Source organism: Agrobacterium sp. NPDC089420 (assembly GCF_044900305.1).
Taxonomy (GTDB): domain Bacteria; phylum Pseudomonadota; class Alphaproteobacteria; order Rhizobiales; family Rhizobiaceae; genus Agrobacterium.
The window spans coordinates 324,179-346,922 of record NZ_JBJDMY010000002.1 but is presented as its reverse complement, the minus strand read 5'-3'; the positions used below and the strand labels follow the sequence as shown (position 1 = coordinate 346,922).

20 protein-coding genes and 1 tRNA gene are annotated in these 22,744 nt (G+C 59.7%); 8 read left to right on the top strand and 13 right to left on the bottom strand.

The window, feature by feature from the left end:
• Window positions 1-186 precede the first annotated feature (186 nt).
• Window positions 187-1,458, bottom strand: a complete 1,272-nt coding sequence (gene phoR, locus ACI2KA_RS04275; RefSeq protein WP_404499522.1) for a phosphate regulon sensor histidine kinase PhoR — start codon at window positions 1,456-1,458, stop codon at window positions 187-189.
• Between the two features lie 231 nt (window positions 1,459-1,689).
• On the opposite strand from phoR, the gene ppk2 reads away from it, so the two are divergent.
• Window positions 1,690-2,571, top strand: coding sequence for a polyphosphate kinase 2 (gene ppk2 / locus ACI2KA_RS04270; RefSeq protein WP_404499521.1), 882 nt, complete (start codon window positions 1,690-1,692; stop codon window positions 2,569-2,571).
• 45 nt (window positions 2,572-2,616) lie between these two features.
• Here the strand turns inward: ppk2 and ACI2KA_RS04265 are convergent, their stop codons facing one another.
• Window positions 2,617-3,762 carry a hypothetical protein gene (locus ACI2KA_RS04265; RefSeq protein WP_404499520.1) on the bottom strand — a complete coding sequence of 382 codons (1,146 nt, stop codon included), beginning with the start codon at window positions 3,760-3,762 and terminating at the stop codon, window positions 2,617-2,619.
• Window positions 3,763-4,016: 254 nt separating this feature from the next.
• On the opposite strand from ACI2KA_RS04265, the gene ACI2KA_RS04260 reads away from it, so the two are divergent.
• From ACI2KA_RS04260 to ACI2KA_RS04240, 5 genes are all read left to right on the top strand, one after another.
• Entirely contained in the window at window positions 4,017-4,979 is a 963-nt protein-coding gene (locus ACI2KA_RS04260; protein WP_404499518.1) for an NAD(P)H-dependent flavin oxidoreductase, read from the top strand.
• Window positions 4,980-5,115: 136 nt separating this feature from the next.
• Window positions 5,116-5,191: transfer RNA gene (locus ACI2KA_RS04255), tRNA-Thr, on the top strand.
• Window positions 5,192-5,351: 160 nt separating this feature from the next.
• Entirely contained in the window at window positions 5,352-5,510 is a 159-nt protein-coding gene (locus ACI2KA_RS04250; RefSeq protein ID WP_404499516.1) for a YqaE/Pmp3 family membrane protein, read from the top strand.
• Window positions 5,511-5,565: 55 nt separating this feature from the next.
• Window positions 5,566-5,703 (top strand): hypothetical protein, encoded by a 138-nt coding sequence (locus ACI2KA_RS04245; RefSeq protein ID WP_404499514.1) that lies wholly within the window; start codon window positions 5,566-5,568, stop codon window positions 5,701-5,703.
• A 119-nt stretch (window positions 5,704-5,822) separates the two neighbouring features.
• On the top strand, window positions 5,823-6,065 hold the full coding sequence (locus tag ACI2KA_RS04240; RefSeq protein ID WP_404499512.1) for a DUF982 domain-containing protein: 243 nt from the start codon (window positions 5,823-5,825) through the stop codon (window positions 6,063-6,065).
• Window positions 6,066-6,178: 113 nt separating this feature from the next.
• On the opposite strand, the gene ACI2KA_RS04235 is transcribed toward ACI2KA_RS04240, so the two are convergent.
• The 6 genes from ACI2KA_RS04235 to ACI2KA_RS04210 all read right to left on the bottom strand — a co-directional run bounded on the left by ACI2KA_RS04235 (window position 6,179) and on the right by ACI2KA_RS04210 (window position 14,029).
• Complete coding sequence (locus ACI2KA_RS04235) at window positions 6,179-6,571, bottom strand: PRC-barrel domain-containing protein (RefSeq protein ID WP_046799387.1); 393 nt, start codon at window positions 6,569-6,571, stop codon at window positions 6,179-6,181.
• 128 nt (window positions 6,572-6,699) lie between these two features.
• A complete protein-coding gene (locus ACI2KA_RS04230) occupies window positions 6,700-7,581 on the bottom strand; it encodes a helix-turn-helix domain-containing protein (RefSeq protein ID WP_404499510.1) in 882 nt (293 codons plus the stop codon).
• Window positions 7,582-7,690: 109 nt separating this feature from the next.
• Window positions 7,691-9,880 (bottom strand): TonB-dependent siderophore receptor, encoded by a 2,190-nt coding sequence (locus ACI2KA_RS04225; RefSeq protein WP_404499508.1) that lies wholly within the window; start codon window positions 9,878-9,880, stop codon window positions 7,691-7,693.
• Between the two features lie 180 nt (window positions 9,881-10,060).
• The gene (locus tag ACI2KA_RS04220) at window positions 10,061-11,737 is read right to left on the bottom strand and encodes an ABC transporter permease (protein WP_404499506.1); all 1,677 of its coding nucleotides are present in this window, start codon (window positions 11,735-11,737) and stop codon (window positions 10,061-10,063) included.
• A gap of 70 nt (window positions 11,738-11,807) precedes the next feature.
• Window positions 11,808-12,824, bottom strand: a complete 1,017-nt coding sequence (locus tag ACI2KA_RS04215) for an extracellular solute-binding protein (protein WP_404499504.1) — start codon at window positions 12,822-12,824, stop codon at window positions 11,808-11,810.
• Window positions 12,825-12,979: 155 nt separating this feature from the next.
• A complete protein-coding gene (locus ACI2KA_RS04210) occupies window positions 12,980-14,029 on the bottom strand; it encodes an ABC transporter ATP-binding protein (RefSeq protein WP_404499503.1) in 1,050 nt (349 codons plus the stop codon).
• Between the two features lie 356 nt (window positions 14,030-14,385).
• Here ACI2KA_RS04210 and ACI2KA_RS04205 point away from each other — a divergent pair, with 356 nt between their 5' ends.
• Together ACI2KA_RS04205 and pgi are read left to right on the top strand one after the other, a co-directional pair.
• Entirely contained in the window at window positions 14,386-16,098 is a 1,713-nt protein-coding gene (locus ACI2KA_RS04205; protein WP_404499501.1) for a long-chain fatty acid--CoA ligase, read from the top strand.
• A 109-nt stretch (window positions 16,099-16,207) separates the two neighbouring features.
• Window positions 16,208-17,833 carry a glucose-6-phosphate isomerase gene (pgi, locus tag ACI2KA_RS04200; protein WP_404499499.1) on the top strand — a complete coding sequence of 542 codons (1,626 nt, stop codon included), beginning with the start codon at window positions 16,208-16,210 and terminating at the stop codon, window positions 17,831-17,833.
• A gap of 55 nt (window positions 17,834-17,888) precedes the next feature.
• Here pgi and ACI2KA_RS04195 read toward each other — a convergent pair whose 3' ends face one another.
• The 5 genes from ACI2KA_RS04195 to pyrC form a co-directional block, all read right to left on the bottom strand.
• Complete coding sequence (locus ACI2KA_RS04195; RefSeq protein ID WP_404499497.1) at window positions 17,889-18,617, bottom strand: esterase family protein; 729 nt, start codon at window positions 18,615-18,617, stop codon at window positions 17,889-17,891.
• A complete protein-coding gene (locus tag ACI2KA_RS04190; RefSeq protein ID WP_404499495.1) occupies window positions 18,614-19,579 on the bottom strand; it encodes an acetylxylan esterase in 966 nt (321 codons plus the stop codon). Before ACI2KA_RS04190 ends, ACI2KA_RS04195 begins: the two co-directional genes overlap by 4 nt.
• 124 nt (window positions 19,580-19,703) lie before the next feature.
• Window positions 19,704-20,630: a carbohydrate kinase gene (locus tag ACI2KA_RS04185; protein WP_404499493.1), complete on the bottom strand. Its 927-nt coding sequence runs from the start codon at window positions 20,628-20,630 to the stop codon at window positions 19,704-19,706.
• 100 nt (window positions 20,631-20,730) lie between these two features.
• Entirely contained in the window at window positions 20,731-21,429 is a 699-nt protein-coding gene (locus tag ACI2KA_RS04180; RefSeq protein ID WP_400818683.1) for an orotate phosphoribosyltransferase, read from the bottom strand.
• Between the two features lie 166 nt (window positions 21,430-21,595).
• On the bottom strand, window positions 21,596-22,633 hold the full coding sequence (pyrC, locus tag ACI2KA_RS04175) for a dihydroorotase (RefSeq protein ID WP_404499491.1): 1,038 nt from the start codon (window positions 22,631-22,633) through the stop codon (window positions 21,596-21,598).
• Window positions 22,634-22,744 lie beyond the last annotated feature (111 nt).

Sequence of the window (22,744 nt, the reverse complement as noted above, 5' to 3'; positions counted from 1 at the left end):
CCGTCGTGGGCTTTGTTGTGGACGCAGCCGATAGCGGCATTCGCTCTTAGCATGCGCTCGGCGACCTTTTCTTAACCACCGTAGCCACATCCTTTTATGTCACTTCAGTGAAAGATTTGTGACAATCTAAATTATTGATTTTATTTATAAATTTTTATTATTCTAAGAACCTCGCCGCTCTTTATGTCAAAATCTGACGGTAAAGTCCGTACCGCTGCCCAGTTCCGATTTGATAATGAGGCGAGCACGGTGACGGGTGAGGATGTGCTTGACGATGGCAAGCCCCAGCCCCGTTCCCTTTTTCGAGCGGCTGTCGGCAACGCTGACGCGATAAAAACGCTCTGTCAGGCGCGGCACGTGCTCGGCGGGAATACCCGGCCCCTTGTCGATGACGCTGACCTCGACCGGCCTGCCGGCTTCCGCGCGCAGCCAGACGTCAACGACCTTGCCTTCCTGCCCATATTTACAAGCATTTTCAACGAGGTTCTGGAACACCTGCACCAGCTCGTCGCGATCCCCCTGCACTTCCGCCGGCCGGTCCGGCAGATGCAGCGTGATGGTCACATCGAGCTCGTCGGCGAGCGGCAGCAGCGTGTCGCGCACATGGCCGATGACGGGAACGAGATCGACCTTCTGGTCCGGCGCGATGTTCGCCCGCAATTCAAGCCGGGAAAGGGACATGAGATCGTCCACCAGCCTGCTCATGCGGGTTGCCTGGTCCAGCATGATGGCAAGAAAACGTTCCTGCGCCTTCGGGTCGTTGCGCGCCGGCCCCTGCATGGTTTCGATGAAACCGCGCAGGGAGGCAAGCGGCGTGCGCAATTCGTGGCTCGCATTGGCAACGAAATCGCTGCGCATGCGGTCGATGCGGCGAAGCTCCGAGATGTCACGGAACGACAGGATGTAAAATGGCGGACCTGCCCCCTCTCCCACATCCGCACGGGCTATGCGGACGATGAAAACCCGCTCGGAAGGAAAACGCTCCGAGTGCTCGACCTGGTTGGGCTGGCCGGTGGTGATGGTTTCGCGAATGACGTCCAGCAGGCCGGGAGAGCGCAGCCGGGCGGAAATATGCGCACCGGCCGGAAGCTGGCCGAAAGCGCGTTCGGCCGCGCCGTTCTGAAACAGCACGCTGGCATTGCCGTCGAGAATGAAGACCGGGGTATCCAGCACCGCAAGACCAGCCCTCACCCCGGCAATGACGTTTTCACCTGGCACCTCCGGCTCATCCGCGTCCGAAACCGCGTTTGCCTCCTTGTCGGCACCCGCTGTCGGTCGATCCGGCACGGCCAGAATTGCAATGACGGCGCAAAGCCACAATAGGGCGGGCATGTAGGTCGTGCCGAGCTCGGCAACGGCCACACCGGCGAGCATGCTGACAATGAGAACGGGCAACCAGTTCCGGCCGAGCTTCCTCCCCAAAAGCCTCAATCCACCATCGCCTTCCGTGACTGCCATTTCAGCCTGCTTTCCACTCTCGTCTGACAGCGCATCGAAACCTCATAGGCCAGCTTCATGACAGAGATTCATCATCGCGCATTTTCCACAACGTATATGCGTGAAATCCGCGTCGCAATCGCCGCCGCCGCCGCACCCTGGCCAACCGGCGCTCTTTCGCTTGAATTCTGCCGATGGATGTGAACTCATTGGCGGCGAGTTGCCTTTACACAACAACAGCCGGAGGAAACCATGGGCGCAGAGACGAAGAAGCGGACGGTCGATATCACCATTGGCGGCAAGCTGCGCAGCTTCGACATCGACGACCCGGTTCTTCCCGACTGGGTGGAAGAAAAGAAACTTTCCGCCGGCGATTTTCCCTACGACAAGAAGATGAAGCGGGAGGACTACGACGCTGCGCTGGAGGCGCTGCAGGTGGAGCTGGTCAAGGTGCAGTTCTGGCTGCAGGCCACCGGAAAAAGGGTGATGGCGGTCTTCGAAGGCCGCGATGCGGCCGGCAAGGGCGGGGCGATCTTTGCGACCCGTGCCTATCTCAATCCCCGCTATGCCCGCGTCGTGGCGCTGACCAAACCGAGCGAAACCGAACGCGGCCAATGGTATTTCCAGCGTTATATCTCGCATTTTCCGACCGCCGGCGAATTCGTTCTCTTTGACCGCTCCTGGTATAACCGCGCCGGGGTCGAGCCGGTCATGGGATTCTGCACTCCGGACGAACACAAGCGTTTCCTCAAGGAAACGCCGCGGCTGGAAAAGATGCTGGTCCATGAGGACATCCATCTTTTCAAGTTCTGGCTGGACATCGGCCGCGAAACGCAGATCGACCGTTTCCACGATCGCCGTCACAGCCCGCTGAAATGCTGGAAGCTTTCGGACATGGACATAGCCGCGCTGACGAAGTGGGACGATTACACGCAAAAGCGCGACGAGATGCTGGAAAAGACCCATACCGACGCCGCGCCCTGGACGGTGGTGCGCGCCAATGACAAGCGCCGCGCGCGGGTAAACCTCATCCGCCACATTCTCCATTCGCTCGACTACGAGGGCAAGGACGGGAAGGTGATCGGCGAGATCGACGGCAAGATACTGGGATCGGGACCGGGCTTCCTCAAATAAGGCGGCAGAGGGAGACGGGCGCTCGCAGGAGGACGCCCGCCTGTCTTATTGACCCGGCAGAATGCGCACGGAATAAAGATTGACCGGGCGGCCGCTACCATCGATATCGCTGTTGATGAAGATCCTGCCGGGGGCATTGGGAGCCAGAGACCGCTCAAATGTCGCGTTCAGCAACATGTCCGCCCGCTCGGCCGTCACCGTGAAACGGTGGCGGGAACAATCGCCAAGCGTGGCGAAATCGCAGGAGACGGAGACCTGCGTCTGCCGATCGCTGGACGATTGCAGGGTAATCGAAATGGTCGAGGACTTGCCCGCCATGTCGCGCATCATCTCGACCGGAACCTCGACGCTGACGGCGCCATCCGGCGAAACGCTTCTCGACGTTACCCGTATCGCCTTGCCGGCGGGCGTGGCGATGTTTTCAACATTGGCGCGCGGGCCGGCCGAAACGCCGGAACTGCCCCGCTCGGCATTAAAGACCTCCACCCAGTCATCGGAAAAACCGCGGCCGGCGGAAAGGCTCGGTGCGGGCTCGGCACCGTTGAAATCTTCCGCCTGCACTTGCGCCGGCGGATTGGGCACGCTGGTATCGCGCTGCTCCGGCGACAACAGCAGGCCGGAGGAATAGACCCACCAGGCACCGAAACCGACAAAGGCCAGAAGCGTCACATATATGAAAAGCCGGGCAAAAAGCCCCCTGCGTTTGCGGCGTCCAACCGCACCTTCCGGACGAAAGGCGAGCGAGGCGTCGCCCGCGCCGGAACCCCTCTTCGGCGGTTTTCCGTTGCGCCGTCCCGCGCTCAGCGGTTCCGGCGTCACCGCAACGCCCGGACGTGCGTCGCGGGTTTCACCGCGCAGTTCCGGCTCGACGGCCATGCCGTCGTGATGGGGCGGCGCAGAGACGGCATCCACGGTGTGGTCAGCCGGCACAGGGCTTTCCGCCGCCGGCGGCCGCAATTGCTGTTCCACCCTGTCCAGAAGGCGGTTGCGCTCTTCATTCTCGATCTGGTGGATCAGGCCTTCGAGCCGCTGGCGCTGCTGGGCGACAATCTGCGGATCGTCAATGCCCTGTTTGCGCAGGCCCGCTTCCAGCGCCTGGCGGGAGGATTGGTAAATCCGTGCACGGACTTCGGCGTTCGATCTGTCCGATTTTTCCAGAGCATTTCTGATTGCCGTTTCCAGTCCGCTCACGACCGATCCTTGTCTATTGCGCTTTGCAAAAAATATGCGGCGTTGCGCCATGCGTTTTCGATTCGGTAGCGGCTATGCCGCCCCTCCGCAAGCGTCGTTTGTGATAAAGACCGGATTGCCTTGAGGAAAATCGATCCATTGTGGCGCTGTGAACGCAGGTTTGCGACGCCCATCCAGCATTGTTTTCGCTTTCAATCACCTGCCGAACGCGGTATTAGCTTACGTGCGCGTAAACGTAATTCATGGGAGGAAACATGCTGCCGTCCGTGCTGAAAGACAATCTGCGTCTTCCGGTCATAGCATCGCCGCTATTCATCATTTCGCATCCGCAATTGACGCTGGCGCAATGCAAGGCGGGTGTCATCGGCGCTTTCCCGGCGCTGAACGCGCGGCCGGAGAGCCAGCTGGACGAATGGCTGGCGATGATCACCGAAGAGCTTGCCGCCCATAACAGCGCCAACCCGGACCGTCCGGCGGCCCCCTTTGCGGTCAATCAGATCGTGCATATGTCCAATCGCCGGCTGGAACACGATCTCGGCCTCTGCGTCAAATACAAGGTGCCTGTGGTGATCTCCTCGCTCGGCGCCGTGCCGGAGGTGAATGCCGCCGTGCACTCTTATGGCGGCATCGTGCTGCACGATGTCATCAACGATCGCCATGCCCGCTCCGCCATCCGCAAGGGTGCGGATGGGTTGATCGCGGTGGCGACAGGTGCCGGCGGACATGCGGGCACCTTGTCGCCCTTCGCCCTCGTTCAGGAGATCCGCGAATGGTTCGACGGCCCGCTGCTGCTTGCCGGCGCCATTGCCAATGGCGGCTCCGTTCTTGCGGCACAGGCCATGGGCGCGGACATGGCCTATATCGGCTCCCCCTTCATCGCCACCGAGGAAGCGCGCGCCTCCGAAGGCTACAAGCGGGCAATCGTCGACGCCCAGGCCAAGGATATCGTCTATTCGAACTATTTTACCGGCGTGCACGGCAACTATCTGAAAAGCTCCATCGTCGCCGCCGGCATGGACCCCGACAACCTGCCCGAAGCGGATCCTTCGAAGATGGATTTCGAAACCGCAACCGGCGGCGCAAAGGCTTGGAAGGACATATGGGGCGCTGGCCAGGGTGTGGGCGCAGTCAAGGCGGTGGAACCGGTGGCGACCCTCGTCGATCGGCTGGCGCACGAATATGAGGCGGCAAGACAACGCCTCTGCACAAAGGCCTGAACCATCCATAAACAACGGACAGGCAAAGCTTTTTCTCGGAATTTTCAAAACCGGCGCATTCAAGGCTTGAAATCCGTCGGCATTGCCTGTATCAGCCCGCCATGAAGCTGATCCGTCACAAACGGATCATGTTCGGGCCGCTTTAGCTCAGTTGGTAGAGCACGTCATTCGTAATGACGGGGTCACGTGTTCGAGTCACGTAAGCGGCACCATTCATTTCCTGTGACATAAATATTTCTCGATCGGCGGCTTCGTTTACGCTCGGGTGACCTTCGCCGTCACAGGCCCCGCTCTAGTCGCAATGGCGTTTGAAACCAAACCGCCCACCGCACGTTCTCCGGCACGTCGTAAACAACTTGAGAGCCTGTCATCGTGGACGTCATCCGTATTCTCATCGCCATTCTTCTTCCGCCCCTGGGCGTGTTCCTCCAGGTCGGGCTTGGCCTGCATTTCTGGCTCAATATTCTTTTGACGCTGTGCGGCTATGTGCCCGGCATCATTCACGCCATCTGGGTCATTCTGCGGAAGTGACGGCTGCCGTTCACAAGGAAGTGGCCGCGACATTTTAGTACGTGATTAAATTCTCATGACCTCTGGAACCGCGTCCCCGCCTTCACGTTATGGTGATGATACAGCGAAGGAGAAAATCATGAACCAGATCATCTACATCGTCGGCCTCGTCGTCATCGTTCTGGCGATCCTGTCATTTTTCGGTTTCCGCTGATCCCCGTTGTCAATTCGCTCGCTTGCGCATATCCTGAACGGCAGTGACACACGACTGCGTTCATGGGTTGCTCCGCTGTCGGGTGTATTTCGGGATCGCGTTGCTCTGGGAGGTGCACGATGAAGAACGAGAGATGGACAGAACCGGTCGAGGTCAATCTCGAGGCGAACGGCAAGAGTGTCGTCGCCGGCCCCTTCGAGGCATTGCTGCTGTTGACCGAAGGCTGGCCGAAAATTCGCGGATTGAGCTTTGTAAGAGCCAGAAGCGCCTGCCGCGCCGCCCTTGACGGACGCAAATCCCCGGAAGAAGCACGCAAATGCTTCACCGACGCCGTTTCCGAGATGCAGAAACAACCGCACTGAAGAGACAAAAACAAACGGCTCCTGAAAAGGAGCCGTTTTGTGTCGCGCTCCGGACAGGAAACTGCCCGGAGCGTTTTGTGTCGTCAATTCCAACCTGGAAGCGCTGCTGCGCCTTACATCCAGTAGGGCGCGACGCCGTAATAGTCGTAAACCTTGCGGTCCTTGGCGTTCAGCAGGTCATTATCGTCGAGATTGGCGAAGTGGGGCGCATTTTCGATCTCTTCCTTGGTGAGATCGATACGATAACCGTCGAGTTCTTCATCGTAATGCAGCTTTTCCCAGGGCAGCGGATAGTAGTCATCGCCGATCCCGAGGAAACCGCCGAAACTCAGCACGGCATAGGCAACGCGCCCGCCGCGTTTTTCCAGGATGATGCGCTGGATCGAGCCGATATGTTTGCCGTCGGCGCCGTAAACGCGCGTGCCTTCCACCTTGTCGCTGGCGATGAGGCTCGGCGTGTCCTTGACATAGGGGTCCTGTCCGGCGCGGGGTTCCTGATGCAACATGATGTCTTCCTCCATGATTTTCTTCATTGATGTCACATCGAGTAAACCCGACGGCCGACAAATCGTTCCGCCGTGTTTCAGACGCCGCGGCCGGTATTTTTTTGAAGAACGATGGAACAAAAAGACAGTTATTGGCGGATTTTCTGCCAGACGGAGGGAGAAACGCCAACCATCTTGCGGAAGACGCGGGAGAAATGTGCCTGGTCCGAAAACCCGGCGGCGATGGCGATATCGGTCAGCGCCATGTCGGTTCGCATCATCAGCTCCTTGACGCGATCAATGCGCGCCTGCATCTGCCATTGGTGCGGCGGCACACCGGTAGAGGCCTTGAAGGCATGGCTGAAATGGGATTGCGACAGTTTGGTGAGTTCCGCCAGTTCCTCCAGCCGGATCGACCGCAGGCAATGTTCGCGGATATAGTCGGTCGCCGCCCTTAACTGCCAGGCGGCGAGCTTGCTGCGTTTCTTGACCGGCTCGCGCTTCACCTTGAGGAAATCCGTCAGCAGTGCCAGCACGAGGCTTTCGCCGTAGAGGTCGTGCAAGGGATCGGGATTATCGCACTCGGCCGCAATCAGCCGTGCCAGCGCCAGCAGGCGCTCATCCTCGAACATCAGATGCGGATCGAGCAGGCCATGCGGGTCAAACCCCTGCACCAGACGCGTCCCTAGCAAACCCGCATCGAAGTGCAGGTCGAGATGGCGCACGAAGGAAACATTGTTGAGTTCGGCATGCACATCCAGATCGGCGGGCACGAAGGAAATGCGGTTCGCCTTGGACGAACCGTAATTGTCGCGGCGGCAGCGGTTCATCATGAACCTGCCGTCATCCGTCCCGTCCATGTCCAGCAGGAAAACGAAGCGCGGATCCTTGCCGACATAACGACCGCCAGCCTTCGGGGCGCAGCGCACGTCCCAGAGATCGGCGACGATGCCGTTCCAAACCCTTGAGCGCGGGCCGCCAATGACGGCAAAACCCTCGATCTCATTTTCCATCCGCACACGGAAAGCCATGGCCTCTTGATCCCGCAGGGCGCCAGGGCGCCACTATAAACATGATAAAACTATTCATGTTTATAGTGGCAAACCGCATTGCCCGCAACTGCCGGCCCTCGGCCAAGCCTTACCACTTCTTGGAAAGCTTGAAGGTGATGGTGCGGCTGTCGCCCCAGCCGCAGACCGAGACGCCGGCGCAGCTCTTCACATATTCCTTGTCGAAGACATTGGCGACGTTGATCGACGCCGTCCAGTCGTTCTTTTCGTAGCGGACCGCCGCATCGAAAACGGCGGCATCCGGCACGCGCAGCGTGTTGGCCTCATCCGCCCAGGATTTGCCCTGATAGCGCACGCCGCCGCCGATGCTGAGACCTTCAAACGTATCATCGGTGAAGGCGTAATCCAGCCACAGCGAGGCGGTGTGGGCGGGCACGATCCACGGCGATTTGCCGATCAGGTTGGGATTGGCATCGCGGGTGATCTCGAGATCGGTATAGGAATAGGAGGCGAGCGCCTTCCAGTTGTCGGAAAGATTAGCCTTGGCCTCCAGCTCGAAACCGGTGGATTCCACCTGCCCGAACTGGCCGCTCGTGGTCACGCCGCCGGTCGTGTAGGACACGATGGCATTGTCCTTGACCAGCTTGAAGACGGAGGCGGTGATGCTGCCATCAAAGAAAGTCGGCTCGTATTTGATGCCGGCTTCGAACTGGTGCCCCTCCTCTGGGGAGGCGGGCGTGCCATCCGCGAGCGTATCGATAAGCGGATTGAAGAAGGTGGCGGCCGAGACATAGGGTGTCAGGCCATTGTCGAATTCATAGGCGAGGCCGGCGCGGCCGCTCAATGCATTGTCATTGGAGCGGCGCGATACGCCCGTCGCCAGCCTGTTATGCAGCTCCGTATCGACATAATCGTAACGGCCGTTCAGCGTCACCAGCCAGCCGTCGCCGAAACGCAGCTGGTCCTGGGCATAGATGCCGATCTGCTGCTGGGTAACGATATTGTCGGCATAGACAAAATTGGTGCCCTGCGTCGAACCATAGACCGGATTGAGCGCGCCAATTGCATTCGATCCGCAGCAGGCCTGCACCTGATCCAGCCGGTAATATTTATAATCCAGGCCGAAGAGCAGCGAATGATTGACCGCACCGGTATCGAACTGGCCTTCGACGCGATTGTCAACGCCGAAACTGTCGACCTTCGACACACCGTCATAACCGAAACGGGTCAGCATGTAGTCGTTGGTGGTGGCGTCGAGGATCGGCTGGCCATTGGCGTCCGTATTGGCCCAGCCGCCCGGATAGGGTCCGGTCTCGTGCTTGTAGAGGTGGCCATAACGGGCGTTCTGGCTGATCTTCCAGCCATTGTCGAATTCATGGCTGACCTCATACCCGACCATCGACTGGTAGACGCGGCCATTGTCGATATCCGGTTCGCCATAAAAGGCCTTGCGGTCAAGCTTGCCGAAGGGTGCGTCGACCACGGTGCCGACATAGGGCAGGAAGCCGTTGCCGACATGGACCTGATCGAGCGCGGAAAAATAACCGTAGAGCGTGGCGCTCGTCTGGGCGTCCGGCTCGAAGGTGACCTGCGGCATGATGAAGCCGCGCAGGTCCTCGGAATAGTCAGTGTAATTGTCGCCGCCCGAGACCTTGCCGGTAACACGGTATTTCCATACGCCGTCATTGTCGACCTTGTCCCCGAGATCGAAACCGAAGAAGGCATTGCCGAAATTGTTGATGCCGATTTCCGTTTCGCGCACCGGTGCGTCCTGGGTCCGCTTGCGGACCATCTGCACGATGCCGCCGGGATTTGCGCCGCCATAAAGCACGGAGGCAGGACCCTTGAGAATTTCCACCCGCTCCAGACCGTAGGCATCCATCTGGAAACCGCCGAAACCATAGCTGAACAGGTTCAGCCCATCCAGGAACACGCCCGTCTGGGTGGCCTGAAAACCGCGAATATAGATCCAGTCCGTATCCGGGTCGGTGCCGAAAGGCTCCGCCGTCACGCCGGGCGTATAACGCAGCACCTCGTCGATTTTGGTCACCGCGCCGCGATCGTCCATTTCCTGACGACCGACGACCGATACGGACTGGGGAATGTCCTTGGTGTCGGTATCGGTTTTCGAACCCGTCGCGCTTTTCTTCGCGACATAGCCCCCGACCGGACCCGTCGCATTTTCCGCGCCCTGGCCTTCAACGGTGATCTGCCGCAGAACCGTCGTTTCCTGCGCGTGGCCCATCACCGGCGCCATCAAAACAACGGCAGCCGTTCCCAGAGCCAGACGGCTCAAAAACATCCCATGCAAATTTTTCAAGATATGCCCCGACACAGATCGCGGCCGGCGTTCATTTCCGACGGGCCGCAGCACCTCAATTAAGATGAGTATTTACATCAGGATTAAGGCGGGATGCTTGTCGTTTTCTGGGAGGATTTGAAGCTTATTGGCCTCTCGCACCGTTTTGCGCCCGTCATTTATGGGGCAAGATGCGGAAAGTCAGCCCTTACGCCGGCCGATGCGTGCAAGCAGCATCACGGGAAGCATGCCGATAACGACGATCGCCAGTGCCGCGATTGCCGCCTCCTCATAGGTTCCACGCGCCGCTTCGCCATAAAGATGGGTGGCGAAGGTTTCGAAATTGAGCGGCCGCAATAAAAGCGTGGCGGGGAGTTCCTTGACGCAATCCACGAAGATCAGCAGCGCCGCCGCAGCGAGCGACGCTTTGGAAAGCGGCAGATGGATCTGGCGGAATGTCTGGGTCGCGGATCGCCCCAGCGTTCGCGCGGCATGATCGAAGGATAACGGGATGCGGCTCAGCCCGGCATCCACGCCGCCTGCGGCAATGGTGAGGAAACGCGCCGAATAGGCATAGATGAGAGCGGCACCGCTGCCGATGAAGATAAGGCCCGTGGAAATGCCGAACCATTCGCGCATGGTCTGGTCGACAAACCGGTCGAAGCCGCCAAGCGCAATCAGCACGCCGATGGCGATGACCGTGCCGGGGGCGGCATATCCCACCGTGGACAGGCGGTAGGACCAGAGCGAGAGACGCCCCGGAGCAAGACGCATCGCGTAAGCAACCGCAAGGCCGAGAATAAGGGTGATCGCCGTCGCCAAGCCGGCAAAGACGATAGTGTTCAACGCCTCCTCGGTGAAGCGCGCCGAAAGGCCGCTGAAGCGGAACCTTTTCCATGCTTCGATGACGAGATAGCTCGCCGGCGCCACAAACCCGATCAGGACAGGTAGGCTGCCAAGCGTAAAAGCGCCGCAGGCCCTGAGGCCGGTAAGGCGCACCGGCTCCAGTTCCTGGCTTTTCTGTGCGGAAACCGAATAACGCTGCTTGCGCCGCGCCCAGCGTTCAAACGCCACCAGGGCGACGACGATGAACAGCATGGAGAGCGCGATCTGCGCTGCACCGGGCAGGTCCGATTTCGTGACCCAAGTGGTATAGACGGAAACGGTAAGCGTCCGGACGCCCAAAAATTCCGACGCGCCGATATCGTTCAGCGCCTCCATAAGGGCGAGGCTGACGCCCACCGCAATTGCCGGACGCGCCAGCGGCACCGCGACCTTGAAGAAAGCCGTCCGTCTGGAAACGCCGAGCATGCGGGCGGCCTCCAGCAGATTGCCTGCCTGTGTGAGGAACATGGCGCGGACGGGAATATAGACATAGGGAAAAAGGACGAAGGCGAGAAGGATGATGCAGCCCGTCATCGACCTTATGTCGGGCAGGCGGAATTCACGCGGGCTGGAATAACCGAGCAGCCAGCGGATCACTCCCTGCACCGGCCCGATGGGATGCAGAATATCCAGATAGGCGTAAGCGACGATATAGGTGGGCATGGCCAGCGGCAGCAGCAGCGCCCATTCCAATATCCTGCGCCCGGGGAAATCATAGGCGGCAACCAGCCAGGCCGAACAGGTTCCGATGACGCCAGCCAGCAACCCGACACCGGCGAGAAGGATGACCGTATCCGGCAGCGCTGCCAAAACAACGGTGGAGCCGAAATGCTCCCACAGGCCGGCGGACCCCTGCACGGCCTGAGAAACAAGTGCCAGAACCGGCACCATGGCGCCGCAGACCGCAACGAGCGACAGGCCCAGCCACCAGAAGGAGGATGAAAACCTTGTTCCCGCACGGGTCGTCAATGGCTGAACGGCATCTGGATTCATGAGCTTCTTTAAATACAGGGAAGGCGTCCGCGGGTGCGAACGCCTTCCACCGCGTTATTGCCGGTTGGCTTTACTTGTCGAAGCCGACCTTGTCGACCAGCTCGCTCGCCTGCTTGCGGTGCGATACGATTTCCGTCAGCGGCTTGTTGTCGATCTTCAGGTCACCGAAGGAGGCGACGATCTCGTTGAGAGCAGCACCCTGCTTGACCGGATATTCGTAATTGGCTTCGGCATAGATCTTCTGAGCTTCGTCAGAGACGAGATATTCCAGAAGCTTGACGGCTTCGGCCTTGTTCGGCGCGTTCTTGGCCACGGCCGCCCCGGTGATGTTGACCTGCGTGCCGCCATTCTTGAAAGTCGGCAGAACAACCTTGATGGCGTCGCCCCACTTCACCTGCTCCTCGCCGCCCTTGCCCGAGCGCATCAAGCCGACATAATAGGAGTTGGCGATGCCGATATCGCAAATGCCGCCGAGGATGTCCTTGGCAACGTCACGGTCGCCGCCGCCTGCCTTGCGGGCCAGGTTTTCCTTGACGCCGGCCAGCCACTTTTCGGTGTCGGCCGCACCATAATGGGCGATGTAATCGGCAAAAAGCGCGGTGTTATAGGGGTGCTGGCCGGCGCGAATGCAGACCTTGCCCTTCCACTTGGCGTCCGCCAAATCTTCATAATGGAAGGAGGCGAGATCGAGATCCTTCGCCGCATAAAGAACGCGGGCGCGCATGGAAAGCGCGAACCAATGACCCTTGGCATCGCGAAGCTCGGCGGGAACAGCCTTGGTCAGGGTTTCGGATTCGACCGCCTGTGTCACGCCTTTTTCGGCGAGATCGACAAGATTGCCGGCATCCACGGTCATCAGAACGTCGGCCGGCGAGCTTGCGCCTTCGCTCAGAACGCGCTCGGCAAGACCGTCCTTCAGGAAGACCGTGTTGACCTTGACGCCGCTCGAGGCGGTGAAGGATTCCAGCAGGGGCTGGATCAGACCCGGCTCTCTCGTGGTGTAGATGTTGAGTTCCGCGGCGCTGGCCGATCCGGCTGCGAAAGCAACCGTGCTGGCAAGCAGGGCAAATCGGGTAAATTTCGTCATGTTTCGTCTCCCTCTTCAATGGCGGCAATATAGAGGCAGCAGACATCATACATGATGGATCAAATCAAGTTTTATTTCTGCGTTTTTCGGACGCATCTGATCACCAAGAGTTGAAAATAGAGCAGAAATAGACATGCAAATCTACTTATTCAACTTCAGGTAAATATCAAAACGCCCGTTGGATCGATGCCAACGCGCACGGCCTTGGTCTTGGCCGGCATACGCTGCATTGTCCTCACCCGCAGGTCTGCCGGCAATCCGGGCACGGCGATGCCGAGCTGTTCGATCTCGCCGAGGAAAACGCGGCTCGCTATTTCTCCGGCGATCCCCTCGCGCGCGGTGTCATCCGCGATGATCGAGATCGCATTGGGACGGACATAAGCGATGGCGGCGGCGCCGTCCGGCAGATCGGACGCATCCCCCAGAAGTCCAAGCGGCGTTTCGACGCGGCCCTGCCTTACCCGGCCTTCGATCTTGTTGAAGGCGCAGAAGAAATCGGCGGCGTAGCGGGTTTTGGGATTGTCGTGGATTTCATAACCCGTGCCGCTTTGCACGATACGGCCCTGCTGCATCAGTACCACGCGGTCGCCTGCAGAGAGCGCCTCCTCCGGATCATGGGTGACCATGATCGCCGTCGTACCCAGCTGCCGCAGGAGGCCCAGCGTCTCTTCACGAACATTGTCGCGCAAACCCCTGTCCAGATTGGAAAAGGGCTCGTCCATCAACAAAAGCCCGGGCTGCGGGGCAAGCGCGCGCGCAAGCGCCACTCGCTGCTGCTCACCGCCCGAAAGCGTATGCGGATAGCGTTTCGCCAGATCCCGCAGGTGAACGTGCTCGATCATTTCCCCCGCACGGCGGCGCGCCTCGGCCTTCGGCAGGGATCTGAGGCCGAATAGAACGTTCTGCTCGACGGTGAGATGCGGGAACAGCGCGTAATCCTGAAAGACGAAACCGATATTGCGTTTTTCCGGCTCGACGAAAACACCCGAACCGGCCACGATGGAGCCATTCAGGACAACGCTGCCCCGGTCCGGCGTTTCCACACCCGCAACAATGCGCAGCAGGGTCGATTTTCCACAGCCGGAGCGTCCCACCAGGCAAATGATCTCGCCGCTTTCGACGGCGAGATCGATATCGGACAAGACATCGGTATCGCCGAATCTTTTTCCGACCGATTTCAGTTCAAGCGCTGCCCTGCCTGCCATTTCCAATCCTGCCCTGCTTTGCGAGTTATGTTGATCGCTCAATTCAGGATTAAAGTCAAAAAATCGCGCAGCGCACGGTTTTCATTCACAAGGCTGCGAGATGTCGGACAGCAATATTGACGTTTACGTTAGAGTTAAATAGGCTTTGCCGACATGATGGACGTCAGGGGATTCCGCGTCTATCATTCGCCACCGGGGAGCAGGAGGAGCGGTCGATCCGGTGACGCGCATGGGGTTTCTTCGATCCGGTCGGCAAACCGGCTGATTGCGGGAACCTTATGATCATCAGGCAGCCGAAAGCGCCTTCATGCATTCCACCGGATGCACGGCGCGACAACGACTCTGGGAGGAGAAGCATGAGTGAACTGTCCCTAGGACATGCGGAAAATGTCAACGTGGAGAAGCGTTGGCTGTCATCCTATCCGCCTGGCGTCCCTTCCGATATCCCGGTATCGGCCAATGCCTCCCTTGTCGATCTCCTCGAAAAAAGCTGCGTGCAATTTGCCGACCGCAAGGCCTTTTCCAGCATGGGAAAGTCGCTGACCTACCGGCAACTGGATGCTGAAACCCGCGCCGTCGCCGCCTGGCTGCAATCCAGGGGACTGGAAAAAGGCGACCGGGTCGCGGTGATGATGCCGAACATCCTGCAAAATCCCGTCGCGGTTTACGGGATCCTGCGGGCGGGCATGGTGGTGGTCAACGTCAATCCGCTCTACACGCCGCGCGAACTCGAACACCAGCTGAAGGATTCCGGCGCAAAAGCGCTTTTCGTACTGGAAAACTTCGCCCATGTGGCGCAGCAGGCGGTGCCGAAAAGCGCCGTAAGGGATGTGGTTGTCGCAACCATGGGCGATCTTCTTGGCTTCAAGGGGCACATCGTCAATCTGGTCGTCCGCAGGGTAAAGAAGCTCGTGCCCGCCTATGCGGTCCCCGGCTCGATCAGCTTCAAGGCCGTGCTGAAGGAAGGTCAGGGATTTTCCCTCAAGCCCGCCAGCCTCAAGCCGCAGGATATCGCGTTCCTGCAATATACCGGCGGCACGACGGGTGTTTCCAAGGGCGCAATCCTCACCCATGCCAATCTTCTCGCCAACAAGGCGCAGATCAGCCTGTGGCTGGACGCCGCCTTCAGCAGCCGCAAGGACCGTCCCGAGGTTCTCAACTTCATTTGCGCGCTGCCGCTGTGCCATATCTTCGCACTCACGGTGAATTCGCTGATGGGCATCGCGCTCGGCGGCCACAACCTGCTGATCGCCAATCCGCGCGATATCCCCGGCTTCGTGAAGGAACTGTCGCATTATCAGCCGCATATTTTCCCCGGCATCAATACGCTGTTCAACGCATTGATGAACAACGAGGATTTCCGCAAGCTCGATCTGTCCTCGCTCATTCTCGTTCTCGGCGGCGGCATGGCTATTCAACGGCCCGTCGCGGAACGCTGGCTTTCCATCGTCGGTTGCCCGATCGCCGAAGGTTACGGCCTGTCGGAGACCTCGCCGGTCGCGACCGTCAACCGGCTGGATACGTTGGAATTCAGCGGCACCATCGGCCTGCCGCTTTCCTCGACGGAAATCGACATTCGCGACGACGACGGCAACAGCCTGCCCTCCGGCGAGGTCGGCGAAGTCTGCATTCGTGGGCCGCAGGTCATGGCCGGTTACTGGCAAAGGCCGGATGAGACCGCGAAAGTCATGACGCAGGACGGTTTTTTCCGTTCCGGCGACATGGGTTTCATGGACGAGCGCGGTTACACCAAGATCGTCGATCGCAAGAAGGACATGATCCTGGTCTCCGGTTTCAATGTCTATCCGAACGAGGTCGAGGAAGTGGCCGCCAGCCATCCCGGCGTGCTGGAATGCGCCGCGATCGGTGTCCCGGACGAGCATTCCGGCGAAACGGTGAAGCTTTTCGTCGTCAAGAAGGACCAGTCGCTGACGGAAGCGGAGCTCAAGGCTTTCTGCGCCAAGAACCTGACGAACTACAAGCGGCCGAAAATCATCGAGTTCCGTACCGAACTGCCGAAATCGAATGTCGGCAAGATTTTGCGACGCGAATTGCGCAATCTGAACTGAGCGAATGGAGCCGGGCGACCGGCTCTTTTCTTTTCTCAAAGTCGCCTTGATTTGGCCGCCTGAAAAAGAATAGTTTCCTCATCCTTCCACGGAAGCCGAGGAGCACATGATGCAGGCCACCATCGAAAAACTCAAAGCAACGGCAAGCAGCACAGCCGCAACCGATCTTCGCGCCGCCTTTGCGGCCGACGACAAGAGATTCAGCCGTTTCAGCGTAAAATTCGATGACCTGCTGATGGATTATTCCAAATGCGCGGTCAACGAGGAGATCGTGACGCTTCTCGAACAGCTGGCGCGCGAAGGCGGCGTCGAGGCAAAGCGCGAGGAGATGTTCTCCGGCAAGGCGATCAACTTCACCGAAGACCGCGCCGTGCTGCATACCGCGCTGCGCAACCGCTCCAACGCCCCGGTTCTGGTGGACGGCAAGGATGTGATGCCGGACGTGAACGCCGTTCTCGCCGCCATGGGCCAGTTTGCCGATGCGATCCGCTCCGGCGCGCTCAAGGGCGCAACCGGTAAAAAGATCACCGACGTCATCAATATCGGGATCGGCGGCTCCGATCTCGGTCCCGTCATGGCGACACTGGCGCTCGCGCCTTTCCATGACGGCCCGCGGGCACATTTCGTGTCCAACATCGACGGCGCACATATTGCCGACACGCTGAAGCTTATCGATCCGGAGACCTCGCTCTTCATCGTCGCCTCGAAGACGTTCACCACCATCGAGACGATGACGAATGCCGCCACCGCGCGCCGCTTCATCGCCGAAAAGCTGGGCGAAGGCGCCGTCAAGCATCACTTCGCCGCCGTTTCCACCGCGCTGGACAAGGTTGCCGCCTTCGGCATCGAAAGCGACCGCATCTTCGGTTTCTGGGACTGGGTGGGTGGCCGGTATTCGATCTGGTCGGCTATCGGCCTGCCGCTGATGATCGCCATCGGACCGGAAAATTTCGGCAAGTTCCTGGATGGCGCGCACGCCATGGACAGGCATTTCCGCGAGGCGCCGATCCGCGAAAACCTGCCGATGCTGCTCGGTCTCATCGGCTTCTATAACCGTAACGTGCTGAACTATCCGACACGCGCCATCCTGCCTTATGACCAGCGTCTGTCGCGTTTCCCCGCCTATCTGCAGCAGCTCGACATGGAATCGAACGGCAAGGGCGTCACCATCGACGGCACGCCGGTCGAAGGCCAGTCCGGCCCGGTCGTCTGGGGTGAGCCCGGCACCAACGGCCAGCACGCCTTCTACCAGCTCATCCACCAGGGCACGAGCGTCATTCCGGCGGAATTCATGATCGCCGCCAATGGCTTTGAACCGGAACTGCGCCATCAGCACCAGCTTCTCATCGCCAATTGCCTGGCGCAATCGGAAGCGCTGATGAAGGGACGCACGCTGGCTGAGGCGAAGGCCCAGCTGACCTCCAAGGGCATGGAGGACAAGCTCGCGGACTTTATCGCCCCGCACCGTGTCTTCACCGGCAACCGCCCCTCGATCACCTTCGTTTATGACAGGCTGACGCCGTTTGCACTCGGCCGCCTGATCGCGCTCTACGAGCACCGCGTCTTCGTGGAAGGCGTGCTGTTCCGCATCAACTCCTTCGACCAGTGGGGCGTGGAGCTTGGCAAGGAACTGGCGACCGGCCTGCTGCCCGTCGTGGAAGGCAAGGAAAGCGCCGCCGGCCATGACAGCTCGACACAGGGGCTGGTAAAGGCGCTGGCGGGACTGGCTGGCTGAGGCCGCCCTTCCAAAAAGAGCCGGAGCTGTCTCCGGCTTTTTTCATGTCCTTCGCTCAAATATAAAGTGCTGCCATCTTTCGCCACGCACCGGCACGGTGGGCACGCCCTTCCCAGACATGCATCCGATGCCCCACCTGCTTGTCCGAAAGCAGGCGGCTCAGATGATGGTTGTTGTCCAGAAACGGATCGGCATCACCGATGGTGAAGACCATGTCGATACGGCGCAGGTTATCGAGCCGCCACGGGCAGGCAAGCCCCGGCAGGAAGTGGCTCGGCATGTGGAAATAGACGTCATCGTCATAATAGCCGTCGAACAGGTCGCCGAAGGATTCCACTTTCATCGTCAGGTCGTAACGGCCTGAAAAGGCAACGAGTTTGCGGAACAGATGCGGATGGCGGAACACGAGGCTGGCGGCCTGGAAGGCGCCGAGGCTGCAGCCGTGGACGATGATATCGGCGTGATGGTTTTTCTCGGCCATCAGTGGCAACACTTCGCCGAGAATGTACTCCTCGAAGGCGGCATGGCGACGGATGCGGTCGGCCGGGTGGTGATGGGTCGCGTAAAAGGTCTCTCTGGCCAGCCCCTCGATGCAATAAAGCTGAAGATGGCCCGCTTCCAGCTTGTCGGCCAGACTGCTGACAAGGCCGAGTTCCTCATATTCGAAAAAACGCCCGTCGCGTGTGGGAAACATCAGCACCTTGGCGCCGGCATGACCGAATATCAGGAGCTCCATGTCGCGATGGAGCCTGTGACTATACCAGCGGAGATATTCGCGTTTCATGGCACCTTGAAAAACCGTCTGACCTTGTCCTTATGGACTACATCTTGCGATGCGCTGTCAGGGTAATCGAAATGGCCGGCGTCGAGGATGAAGATTTCATTAAATTTTGAGTGCGGCAGGGCATTGGCCACCGCGAACTGGCAGGGCGGCGCCACGGCCGGATCGAAGAGCGCCGGCGCGACCAGCATCGGCACATGTATGCGGGCCGCGGCACAGGCGGCATCGAACAGGCGCAGCGTCTCGAGCACGTTCGCATGGGTCTTCTGATAGGTCTGAACCGCGTCCGCACTGCCGACGGTGGGCAGGGTCAGCCAGAACGGCCTGTGCCCGAAGGTTGGCACCACCAGATGGCCGCGGTCGATACGCGGGTCGAAGGGGATGGCCAGAGCACCGATGCCGCCGCCGAAACTGATGCCGCTATATCCCACCTGCCCTTCCAGCCAGGGGTAAAGGATAACGAGTGCGGAAACGGCAACCCACAGATCGTCGACGCAGCCACCGATGATATAATCGTCCTTCCTGTCGATGTTATAGAGGACATGCAACGAAGGGTCGGACGAAATCGGCGGGCAGGCGCTGAGCGAAAGTCCACGAAAACAGGGAAACAGCACGGCTGTTTCTTCCACCGGCACATCGAAATCGGGCTCTCCGCGTCCGCCATAACCATGGCCGACGACGAGGCCGCGCCGCACCTGTCCCTCGCGCGGCAGAAGCAGCCATCCGCCAATGCGGAAGCCGCCGGTGGAGGTATAGGTGACATCAAGGACCTGCCAGCGGGGATGGCTCAGCCTGCTCTTGCGCAGCACCGGTCGCGGATCCGTGGCCAGCGCGCGGCGATAACGCTTCTTCCAGAAATCATCAAAACCCGGCGGCGCTTCCGGCGGGGTGATTGCCAGGAGCTGCTCACGCTGCATGCCGTAGCTTGGGTCGAAATCGAAAGGATGGGGCTTCGGAACACTCATGCGACGCTTGTTTCGCGAAAAAACGGCGGACACAAGGTTTTTGATATCCAAACAACCGTTTTTTACGGCCTTAGCGCTGGCGAGAGCCTTGAGCCACCCTTTCAAGACGGGTCAGCCGCGCCCGTCACAATCCGATTTCATGGGCGAACGGCGGATTTGCACCAGCCCGCGAGACCGTGACCGCAGCCGCCTTGGCACCCAGCGCCAGGGCTTTCCTGATCTGCTCTTGCGTGAGAGACGCCACCTGCGCCTTCGTCAGAAGACCCTGCATTTTCAGCGAGGCGAGAATGCCGGCATCGAATGTATCGCCTGCGCCGACGGTATCGACCACTTCCACCCGTTCGGAGGCCACTTCCACCTTGAGGTTGGCGCTGTAACCAACGGCACCCTTGGCGCCGCGGGTGACGACGACGAGTTTGGCACCATGGTGCAGCCAGTGGCGAGCAAGCGTATCCTCATCGCCTTCCAGGCCGAACCAGGCAAGGTCCTCATCCGAGAATTTAACGATGTCCGACATGGCCGCCATGCGGCGGATGCGAGCCATATGCGACTGCTTGTCCTTGATGAAACCGGGGCGAATATTCGGATCGAGGGAGATGACGCGGCTTTCATGCTCACGCGCCATCAACGCCTCATAGGTGCCGCCGCAGGGTTCGGGAATAAGGCTGATGGCGCCGAAATGCAGTGCCTCGCAATCGGCGCCGAGCGCCGGAAGCTCGGCCTCGGTGATCATCCGGCCGGCGGTGTTCTCGTCATAAAAGGCATAGGTCGCATGGCCATCCACCAGCTTGACGAAGGCGATGGTGGTGGGGCGCGAAAGCGTGGCGCAATAGCTGAAATCCACCTTGCTGGCCCGCAGGGTTTCCCGCAGGATATCGCCCATCATGTCATCGGAAAGACCGGTGAAAAACGCCGAGGGAACGCCGAGACGCCCAAGCGCAATCGCCGTGTTGAAGACCGCTCCACCTGCATAGGGGGCAAAACCCGCTTCACCCAGCGTCGTCTGCCGGGGCAGCATGTCAATCAGGGCTTCACCACAACACAGGATCATTACGGTCCTCCTCAAAACAGCAAATCAAATGAACTTAAATCGATTTAGACGAAGATCGATCTGAAGGCCAGCCGCAAAACCGGGCTGGCCTCATCCGAAATTAAGATTGCGGCAATTCGCTGACACCGCCGCGTTTTGCGGACCAGGGTAGCGGATTGTCGAGGAAGGCTTCGACCTCCGAAAGGGTCTTTTCATCGAACAGTTTTTCAGCCCGTGCGACCGCCAGAACATCGCGCCAGGTCGTCAGGTAATGCAGCTTGACATTGCCGTTGGCGAAGCGCGCTTCGGCCTCCTCGAAGATGCCGTAATAGAAGAGCGCGATGCCGTGATCGACAATGCCGCCCGCCGCGCGGATGGCGTCGATGAAGGTGAACATCGATCCGCCGGCCGTCGTCAGGTCCTCGATGACCAGAACGCGCGCACCATCAGGCATATGGCCTTCAATCTGGGCGTTGCGGCCATGGCCTTTCGGCTTCTTGCGGCAATAGATCATCGGCAGGCCGAGGCGCTCGGCAAGGAAAGCCGCGAAGGGAATGCCCGCCGTTTCACCCCCTGCCACACAGTCGAACTTCTCAAAACCGGCCTCCCGCATCACCGCCGCCGCCGCAAAATCCATCGCCGCCGAGCGAATGCGCGGGAAGGAAATGAGCTTGCGCATGTCGATATAGACGGGGCTCTTCATGCCCGAAGCGAAGGTGTAGGGGCTTTCGGAATTAAAGTGGACCGCCTTGATTTCCCACAACATCTTCGCAACCAGTTCCGCAACGACGGCGCGGTCGGTGAATGTGAAATGGTTCATAGGCGTTCTCCTTTTCGGCCTTGGTTTATCGTTCCGAGAACCCTGACCGGTTTCCGGAAAGCACAATGTTTTTGTTCAGCGTTGCGGGTATCCGCAGGCGGCGCTGGATAGCGAATGCCTGTGGACCATAACAAAACCGCCGGCAGTGCCGGCGGTCATTAAAAAATCAACTCACATCCCAATGAAGCGGGAACATCGGATCGAATACCGTCACCGGCCCGGCGCCCGTTTCGATCTTGGCGGGAAAGGCCACGGCTTCATCGCGCTTCACCAGCGTGATCGTTTCCTCATTCGGCGCAAGGCCGTACCAGGCCGGGCCGTTGAGCGAGGCGAAGGCCTCCAGCTTGTCGAGAGCGTTTTCGTCCTCGAAAACATGCGCAAGGCAGCTCATGGTGTTGATGGAGGTGTAGATGCCGGCGCAGCCGCAGGCGCATTCCTTCAGCGGGTCCACATGCGGGGCGGAATCCGTGCCGAGGAAGAAGCGCGCATCACCCGACGTCGCGGCAGACCGCAGCGCCAGCCGGTGTTCCTCCCGCTTGGCAACGGGCAGGCAATAATAATGCGGCTTGATACCACCGACCAGAATGGCGTTGCGGTTGATGATGAGATGGTGAGTGGTGATGGAGCCGGCCAGATTGGCCTTGGATGACTTGATGTAATCCACACCGTCACGGGTGGTGATGTGCTCCATCGTCACCTTCAGTTCCGGCAGGCGCTGGCGCAGCGGCTCCAGAACCGTCTCGATGAAGACCTTCTCGCGGTCGAAAATATCGACTTCCGGCGTCGTCACCTCACCGTGCACGCAGAGCGGCAGACCGATCTTCGCCATGCGCTCCAGGACAGGCATCGCCCTGTTGAAATCACGCACGCCGCCATGGGAATTGGTGGTCGCACCCGCCGGGTAGAGCTTCACGGCGGTGATGAGGCCGCTTTTTTTGCCCTCTTCCACGTCGTCGGCCTCGGTATCCTCGGTGAGATAGAGGGTCATCAGCGGCTCGAAACGATCGCCCGCCGGGATCGCCTTGACGATGCGCTCGCGATAGGCGCGGGCATCGGCGGTGGTAACGACCGGCGGCACCAGGTTCGGCATGATGATGGCACGGGCGAAATGGCGGCTCGTATCCCCGATAACGCCTTCCAGCATGGCGCCATCCCGAAGGTGCAGGTGCCAGTCATCAGGGCGGCGCAGGGTGAGCGACTTCATCGGTTTACCTCGGAGCATGATGGAATTGGCGCCCGCTTAGCATCTTTTGTCGCAGGAAAACAGCCGCCAGAGACCATCGGGCAGCTGTAAATGTCGTTTTTTTGAAGCTTG